At 69.9% G+C, this 7,909-nt stretch carries 7 protein-coding genes and 1 pseudogene; 3 read left to right on the top strand and 5 right to left on the bottom strand.

Annotated features, from left to right (window positions below):
* The 5 genes from F3J18_RS34220 to F3J18_RS34240 form a co-directional block, all read right to left on the bottom strand.
* Positions 1-346: PhzF family phenazine biosynthesis isomerase (locus F3J18_RS34220; RefSeq protein ID WP_166916521.1), on the bottom strand; the 346-nt coding region annotated here is incomplete at its 3' end.
* The gene (locus F3J18_RS34225; protein ID WP_098181701.1) at positions 343-801 is read right to left on the bottom strand and encodes a RidA family protein; all 459 of its coding nucleotides are present in this window, start codon (positions 799-801) and stop codon (positions 343-345) included. The genes F3J18_RS34225 and F3J18_RS34220, both read right to left, overlap by 4 nt.
* A gap of 61 nt (positions 802-862) precedes the next feature.
* Positions 863-2,038, bottom strand: coding sequence for a PLP-dependent aminotransferase family protein (locus F3J18_RS34230; protein WP_166916523.1), 1,176 nt, complete (start codon positions 2,036-2,038; stop codon positions 863-865).
* 45 nt (positions 2,039-2,083) lie between these two features.
* Positions 2,084-2,995, bottom strand: a complete 912-nt coding sequence (locus F3J18_RS34235; protein WP_025096547.1) for a DMT family transporter — start codon at positions 2,993-2,995, stop codon at positions 2,084-2,086.
* A gap of 66 nt (positions 2,996-3,061) precedes the next feature.
* Positions 3,062-3,745 (bottom strand): VOC family protein, encoded by a 684-nt coding sequence (locus tag F3J18_RS34240; RefSeq protein WP_166916525.1) that lies wholly within the window; start codon positions 3,743-3,745, stop codon positions 3,062-3,064.
* A 415-nt stretch (positions 3,746-4,160) separates the two neighbouring features.
* Between F3J18_RS34240 and F3J18_RS34245 the strand changes: the two genes are divergently transcribed.
* From F3J18_RS34245 to F3J18_RS38375, 3 genes and pseudogenes are all read left to right on the top strand, one after another.
* Positions 4,161-5,654, top strand: coding sequence for a PLP-dependent aminotransferase family protein (locus F3J18_RS34245; RefSeq protein WP_166916527.1), 1,494 nt, complete (start codon positions 4,161-4,163; stop codon positions 5,652-5,654).
* 260 nt (positions 5,655-5,914) lie between these two features.
* Complete coding sequence (gene htpG / locus F3J18_RS34250) at positions 5,915-7,813, top strand: molecular chaperone HtpG (protein ID WP_166916529.1); 1,899 nt, start codon at positions 5,915-5,917, stop codon at positions 7,811-7,813.
* A pseudogene (locus F3J18_RS38375) lies at positions 7,810-7,909 on the top strand (chorismate--pyruvate lyase); the annotation flags it as partial. The gene htpG and the pseudogene F3J18_RS38375, both read left to right, overlap by 4 nt.

Below are 7,909 nucleotides of genomic sequence, written 5' to 3' on the forward strand. Positions count from 1 at the left end.
CCGGCTCGCGCAGCTCGACCAGCCCGGCGCCGCATTGCTGGACCAGGCGGCCCGGCGTGCGCGGCGCCAGGCCCGCCTCGCGCACCGCGTGGGCGGTGCCGAGCGTCGGGTGGCCGGCGAAGGGCAGCTCCCGGTGGGTGGTGAAGATCCGCACGCGGTAATCGGCGCGCGGATCGGTCGGCGTGCAGACGAAGCTCGTTTCCGAGAGGTTCGTCCAGCGCGCGATCGCCTGCATCTGCGCGTCGGACAACGGATCCGCATCGAACACCACGGCCAGCGGATTGCCTTGGAACGGCACCGCCGTGAAGACGTCGACCTGCTTGAAGCGAACCCGCCGCGCCGTCATTCGACTTCGGCGATCAGTTCGATCTCGACGCAGGCGCCCAGCGGGATCTGCGCCACGCCGAAGGCCGAGCGTGCATGCTTGCCGGCGTCGCCGAACACCTCGGCGATCAGCTCCGAGGCGCCGTTGGTGACCAGGTGCTGCTCGGTGAACTCGAGCGTCGAGTTGACCAGGCTCATCAGCTTGACGATGCGCTTGACGCGGTTCAGGTCGCCGGTGTGGGCGTGCAGCGTCGCCAGCAGGTCGATCGCCACGCCGCGCGCGGCGGCCTTGCCGTCCTCGGTGGACAGGTCCAGACCGAGCTTGCCGGCCCACACCTTGCCGTCCTTCTTGGCGATATGGCCTGACAGGTAGACCGTATTGCCGCTTTGCGCGCTCATCACGTAGGCGGCGGCCGGTGCGCCCGCGCTCGGGAGTTCGATGCCGAGTGCCTTCAGCTTGTCGTAGACGTTTGCCATCTGTCGTATGTCCTTGGTTTGGGTTGGAGGAGTGACCAGGGGCCGGAAACCGGCGCGGGCCTCACAGGCGTTCGCGCAACAGCTTGCCGAGCCGCGCGACGCCCTGCTCGATCTGCTCGGGCGGCACCGTCACGAACGACAGGCGCAGGGTATTGGCCTGCGCGTCGTTGGCGAAGAACGGCGCACCCGGCACGAAGGCCACGTTCTGGGCGATCGCGGCCTCGAGCAGGGCCATGCTGTCGATGCTCGCGGGCAACTGCACCCAGACGAACATGCCGCCTTCGGGGCGATTCCAGCTCACGCCGGCCGGCATGTGCCGCGCCAGCGCGTCGAGCATCGCGTCGCATTGTGAGGCATACAGCGCGCGGATGCCGGGAACGTGCTCGTCGAGGAAGCCGTCGCGGATCACCTCGTGGGCGATCCGCTGGGTCAGCGAGGGGGTGTGCAGGTCGGTGGCCTGCTTGGCCTGCACCAGCTTGAAATGCAGCGATTCGGGCGCGATCAGGTAGCCGATCCGCAGCCCCGGCGCGAGCACCTTGGAGAAGCTGCCGAGATGGACGATATGGTCGGGCGCCATCGACAGCATGGTCGGCAGCGGCTCGCCGCGGTAGTTGAGCGCGCCGTAGGGATCGTCCTCGATCACCGGGAACGGGCTCGTCTGCGCGAAGGCCGCCAGCGCGCGGCGGCGCTCCACGGGCAGGCGGCGCCCGGTGGGGTTCTGGAAGTTCGGCTGGGCGTAGAGCAGGCGCGCGCCGGCGGTCAGCTCGGGCGTGAGCGCCTCGGGCACCAGGCCGGACTCGTCGCTGGGCACCTGCACGTAGTTCGGCTCGTTCAGCGAGAAGGACTGCAGCGCGCCGAGGTAGGTGGGCGTTTCCACCAGCACGCGGCTGGCCGGGTCGATCAGCACCTTGCCGAGCAGGTCCAGCGCCTGCTGCGAGCCGGTGGTGATCAGCACCTGGCCGGTGCGCACGCGATGACGCTCGGCGATCCACTCGCGCAGCGGCAGGAAACCCTCGGTGGCGCTGTACTGCAGCGCGGCGGCCGGCGCGTCGCGCAGCACGCGGTCGGCGGCCTCGCGCATGCGCTCGGCCGGGAAGGTGGAGGGCGCCGGCAGGCCACCCGCGAACGAAATGACATCGGGCTGCTCGGTGACCTTCAGGATCTCGCGGATCGCGGAGCTGGTCAGCTTGCGGGCGCGTTCGGAGAGGGGCCAGTTCGGTTGGGGCAGCTCACTCATGATGTCCTCATCGGGTGGGGAAGGTGTGGATTATCGCTTGCGCGCTCAGCCGGCGCGAGCGGCTTGGGGCAGGGTCCGCACGCCGGAGCGGCGGCCCAGGATCACGGTGCCGATCACGGCCGCGGCGAACAGCCAGGTGGACGGCGTCACGGATTCGCCGAACAGCAGCGCGGAAAGCCCGATGGTGAAGAAGATCTGCAGCAGCTGGACCTGGCCGACGCGGGCGATGCCGCCCATCGCGAGGCCCGCGTACCAGGCGAAGAAGCCGATCAACTGCGAGAACAGCGTCACGTAGGCGAAGGCCAGCCAGACCGCCGTCGGCACCGGCTCGGCGTGCGTGAGGTGGTGCTGCCAGGCCAGCCAGCCGACCGGCGCGGCGAGAAACGGCGCGGACACCACCAGCGCCCAGCAGATCACCTGCCAGCCGCCCATCTGCCTGGCCAGGCGCGCGCCCTCGGCGTAACCGAGCGCGCCCACGCCGACCGCGACCAGCATCAGCAGGTCGCCCATCTGCGGGCGGCCGCCGCCGTCGCGCAGCGCGAAGGCGATCACCAGGGCGCTGCCGGCCAGCGCGCTGAGCCAGAAGCCGCGCGAGGGCCGCTCGCGCGACAGCCAGGCCGCGTAGAGCGCCACCAGCAGCGGCTGCAGGCCGTTGACCACGGCCCCGTGCGCGGCCGGCACGGTCTGCATCGACCAGGCCGAGAACACCGGGTAGGCGACGATCACGCCGGCCGAGACCACCGCCAGGCTCTTCAGTTGCGCACGCGTCGGCCAGGCCTCGCGACGCCACCACAGCAGCAGGGCGGCCGGCACGGCGGCGGCCAGCGCGCGGCCGAGGCCGTTGAGCAGCGGGTGGAATTCGGTGACGACGACGCGCGTCATGGGCAGCGTCAGGCTGAAGATCGTCACGCCGAGCAGGCCTAGCAGCATGCCGCGGGTTTCGCGCGAATCGGACATCTTGATCGAGGCTCCGGAAGGATGGGGTGAATGGGCGAATGGGTGAATGGCGCGGGCGGCGCGCCTTCAGCGCAGCGTGCGCGCGCCCTTGGGGGTGTCGAAGCTGGCCACCAGCGCGCGCTGGGGATCGGCCGACACGGCCACCAGCTGGCCGGCGCCGAGCCAGTCGAGGTCCGCGACGATCGCCTCGGCCTCGGGATGGGTGGCGCTCAGCGAGCCGAGCACGACGTCGTGATGCGGCAGCGTGTCGGACGGATGGCGCGGCGTGTCCCACTGGATCAGCGAGGGCGCGATGCCGTCGGCCGCCTGGCCCGAGGCGTCGGGGAAGGTGCCATCGGCGGGTACCGTCAGGCTCCAGCGCCAGTCGCCGCGGCTCATCCGCGCGACCGGGGCGATCCGCTCCGGATACTGGCGGCGCCAGATATCCAGGTGGCGCGGCGGCTCCACGCGCGCCACCCAGTGCACCAGCGCCGGGCCCTTGGCGAGACGCTGCTGCATGGCCGGCTCGTCGAGCGCGAACAGGCGCGGGCGCGGCGCGCCGGACGGCGCCGGCGCGTCGGGATCGATCGCGATCACCTCCAGGTAGGCGCCGCCCCACAGGCCGAACAGCCGGTTGTGGGTGCGCATCAGCGGATGCGCGCCGCCGCCGGCGGGCTCGGTGCCGAGCGTGTCGGCGACGTAGGCCGTGCCCTCGTCGAGGGTGCGGGCGGCGATCACCAGATGGTCGAGTTTCAGCGGTCGTGCGTTCATGGCGGTTCGAATGGTCGGATTCCTTGCTGCGTGCGCGCGGACGGCTTGCCGGGGCGGGACGCACGGATGACGTGCGGCAATGCCCGCGGACCGCAGGCGCGGGGCGTGCGGCCGGGCTCGATCGAGCCGGTGCGGGCGGGTTCGGGCAAGGCCGGCGGTGCCGGGAGGGTGGATCCGGCGGCCGCGGCGGCGGGGCGCACGGGCTTCGATGGTAGCGGGCGCCCGGGCGCGCAGCCATGCGGAGCGAACGATGCCGGGTATTTGCCGGATCCGGGGCGAATCCACTCCGAATCCGGGCGATGGCTCGTCCACTCTGCGCTGGCGACCTGAAAACTGTAATCGCGTCGACCGGAACAGTAACGGTACAATCGGCGCAATACTTTTCTGTACAGTTCCCGCCCGCCGGAGGCCGCCGATGTCCACCGTTCCGCTCGACCAGATCCCCGCGCCGCACGACACCGCCACGCTGACCCTGGTCGACCAGTTGGTGCAATGGGCGCGCCGTCGCATCGACGAGCGGGTGTTCCGGCCCGGCATGCGGATGCCCTCGATCCGCAAGCTGGCGATCGACAAGAACGTGTCGCGCTTCACCGTGGTGGAAGCCTATGAGCGGCTGGTGGCCCAGGGTTACCTCGATTCGCGGCGCGGCTCCGGCTTCTACGTGCGCGAGCGCGGCCCGGTGGCGCTGCCCGGCGAGACGCCCCGGCCGCAGCAGGACGCGCCGCCGGCCGCGGTCGACAACACCATCGACGTGGTCTGGCTGCTGCGCAACATGCTGCGCACGGTCAGCCCGGAAAAGGGGCCGGGGCTCGGCTACCTGCCGGCGCGCTGGCTCGACGGCGAGCTGATCACCAGCGCGCTGCGCTCGCTGGGCCGCCAGGCCGGCGCGCAGATGCTCGGCCTGGGGCGCGCCCAGGGTTTCCTGCCGCTGCGCCAGCAACTGCAGACGCGCCTGGCCGAGCAGGAGATCGGCGCGACGCCCGAGCAACTGGTGATGGTCTCGGGCATCACGCATGCGATCGACCTGATCGCGCGGCTGTTCGTGCGGCCCGGCGACACCGTGGTGGTGGGCGACCCGGCCTGGTTCCAGATGTTCGGCCGCTTCGCCTCGCAGGGCGCGCGCCTGGTCGGGATGCCCTACACGCCCGCCGGCCCCGATCTCGACGCGCTCGAGACCCTGGTCCAGCAGTGGCGGCCGAAGATGCTGGTGATCAATTCGGTGCTGCAGAATCCCACCGGCACCTCGCTGTCGGCCGCGCAGGCGTTCCGGATCCTGCGCCTGGCCGAGGCCTACGACTTCCTGGTGGTGGAGGACGACGTCTACGGCGATCTGTGTCCGGCCCGCTATCCGGCCACGCGCCTGGCCAGCCTCGACCAGCTCAAGCGGGTGATCCTGGTCGGCAGCTTCTCCAAGACCCTGGCGGCGAACCTGCGGGTGGGCTACATCGCCTGCTCGCACGAGATCGCCAATGCGCTGACCGACCAGAAGATGCTGGCCGGCATGACCACCCCCGAGCTCAACGAGCGGGTGCTCTACAAGGTGCTGACCGAGGGCCATTACCGGCGCCATGTGGAGCGGTTGCGCGGCCGGCTCGACGGGGTGCGCGACAAGACGGCCCGGATGCTGGAGCGGGTCGGCATGCGCCTGTTCACGATGCCCTCGGCGGGCATGTTCCTGTGGGCCGATACCGGCGCCGACTCCGACGCGCTGGCCGCCGCCGCGCACGAGGAGGGCTTCCTGCTGACGCCGGGCAGCCTGTTCTCGCCGCAGCAGTCGCCGTCCACCTGGACCCGCTTCAACGTCGCCAATTGCGGCGATCCGGCGCTCGCGCCGTTCCTCGCGCGCTACCTCGATTCGGTGCCGCGGCGCCCGGCCGACGCCGGCCAGGGCACGCTGGACGCGGCCTAGCCGGCGGCCCTGACGGACGGGACCGCCACCGGAACGGTTCGCTTCCTTTGGCGGGCGAGCCGCGCCCGGCCGAGTCGATCCGGAGCCGCGCGCGATCAATAACATCAATCGCCCCGGGGTCTTGAAATCGCCCCGGCCGGCCCCATTTCGGTGCCCGAAGACACGATCCGGCGCGGATCCGGCCCCGCCTTCGCGGCGAGCGCCGCCGGGCCCGGCGGATATCCTCCCTCATTCATCCCCTTTGGCTACAGGAAAACGCAATGGCACATGAAACGATGAGCTTCCAGGCGGAGGTCAAGCAGCTCCTCCATCTGATGATCCATTCGCTGTACAGCAACAAGGAAATCTTCCTTCGCGAACTGGTGTCGAACGCGTCCGACGCATCCGACAAGCTCCGTTTCGAGGCACTGGAAAACGGTGCCCTCTACGAAAACGATCCGAACCTGCGGATCCGCATCGGCTACGACAAGGCCGCGCGCACCGTCACGATCGACGACAACGGCATCGGCATGAGCCGCGACGAGGCGATCGCCAACCTGGGCACCATCGCGCGCTCGGGCACCAAGGAATTCTTCTCCAAGCTGTCGGGCGACCAGCAGCGCGACGCGGCGCTGATCGGCCAGTTCGGCGTGGGTTTCTACTCGGGCTTCATCGTCGCCGAGCGCATCACGGTCGAGACGCGCCGCGCCGGCGCGCCGGCCACGGAAGGCGTGCGCTGGGAAAGCGCGGGCGAGGGCGACTTCACGGTCGACGCGATCGAGCGCGCCCAGCGCGGCACCACCATCACCCTGCACCTGCGCGAGGGCGAGGACGAGCTGCTGTCCTCCTACAAGCTCAAGTCCATCATCCGCAAGTATTCGGACCACGTCGGCCTGCCGATCCTGATGAAGGCGGAAGAGTGGGACCAGGAAAAGGGCGAGATGGTCGAGAAGGACGAGGACGAGACCGTCAACCAGGCCAGCGCGCTCTGGACCCGTTCCAAGCAGGACATCACCGAAGAGCAGTACAAGCAGTTCTACCAGCACGTCGCGCACGACCATCAGGACCCGCTGGCCTGGACCCACAACCGCGTCGAGGGCCGCAGCGAGTACACGCAACTGCTCTACGTGCCGGCACACGCGCCCTTCGACATGTGGAACCGCGACTACCGCGGCGGCCTGAAGCTGTACGTGAAGCGCGTGTTCATCATGGACGACGCCGAGCAACTGCTGCCGCAGTACCTGCGCTTCGTGAAGGGCATCGTCGATTCGGCCGACCTGCCGCTCAACGTCTCGCGCGAGATCCTGCAGGAAAGCCGTGACGTGCGCACCATCCGCGACGGCGTGACCAAGCGCACGCTGTCGATGCTGGAGGAATTCGCGAACGCCGAGGACGATGCCGGCAAGGACAAGTACAAGACCTTCTGGACCGAGTTCGGCCAGGTGCTGAAGGAAGGCGTGGGCGAGGACAACGCCAACCGTGAGCGCGTCGCCAAGCTGCTGCGCTTCGCCTCGACGCAGGGCGAGACGGCCGAGCAGAACGTCTCGCTGGCCGACTACGTCTCGCGCATGAAGCCCGAGCAGAGCAAGATCTACTACGTCACGGCCGACACCTGGCAGGCCGCCACCCACAGCCCGCACCTCGAGGTGTTCCGCAAGAAGGGCGTCGAGGTGCTGCTGCTGACCGATCGCGTCGACGAGTGGATGCTGTCCTACCTGAACGAGTTCGACGGCAAGCCGCTGGCCAGCGTGGCGCGCGGCGACCTCGACCTCGGCGCGCTCGACGACGAGGAGAAGAAGGCGCAGGAGGAAACCGGCGAGGCGATGAAGCCGGTGGTCGAGAAGATCAAGGAAACGCTCGGCGACAAGGTCAAGGAAGTGCGCGTGACCTTCCGCCTGACCGATTCGCCCTCCTGCCTGGTGGCCGACGACAACGACATGAGCGGCTACCTGCAGCGCATGCTGAAGGCGGCCGGCCAGCAGGCGCCGGCGATGCAGCCGATCCTCGAGATCAACCCCGAGCATCCGCTGATCAAGCAGTTGCAGCCCGAAGGCGCCGACTTCGCCGACTGGTGCCACCTGCTGCTCGACCAGGCGCTGCTGGCCGAGGGCGGCGCGCTGGAAGACCCGGCCGCCTTCGTCAAGCGCACCAACGCGCTGCTGCTGTCGCGCGCCGCGTGACACGGCCGCGCTTCGACGCGGCCGACGCGCACTGGCGCGTGGTGCCGCGTCCCGGCCTGGGCGCCGCGCCCCGCGACTGGCTCACGCGCGGCGGTT

This window comes from Burkholderia sp. Ax-1720, from assembly GCF_011753035.1.
Taxonomy (GTDB): domain Bacteria; phylum Pseudomonadota; class Gammaproteobacteria; order Burkholderiales; family Burkholderiaceae; genus Burkholderia; species Burkholderia gladioli.

Coding starts and splice junctions, on each gene's coding strand:
- F3J18_RS34225 (WP_098181701.1), bottom strand. CDS start 801: ATGGCAAACGTCTACGACAAGCTGAAGGCACTCGGCATCGAACTCCCG.
- F3J18_RS34230 (WP_166916523.1), bottom strand. CDS start 2,038: ATGAGTGAGCTGCCCCAACCGAACTGGCCCCTCTCCGAACGCGCCCGC.
- F3J18_RS34235 (WP_025096547.1), bottom strand. CDS start 2,995: ATGTCCGATTCGCGCGAAACCCGCGGCATGCTGCTAGGCCTGCTCGGC.
- F3J18_RS34240 (WP_166916525.1), bottom strand. CDS start 3,745: ATGAACGCACGACCGCTGAAACTCGACCATCTGGTGATCGCCGCCCGC.
- F3J18_RS34245 (WP_166916527.1), top strand. CDS start 4,161: ATGTCCACCGTTCCGCTCGACCAGATCCCCGCGCCGCACGACACCGCC.
- htpG (WP_166916529.1), top strand. CDS start 5,915: ATGGCACATGAAACGATGAGCTTCCAGGCGGAGGTCAAGCAGCTCCTC.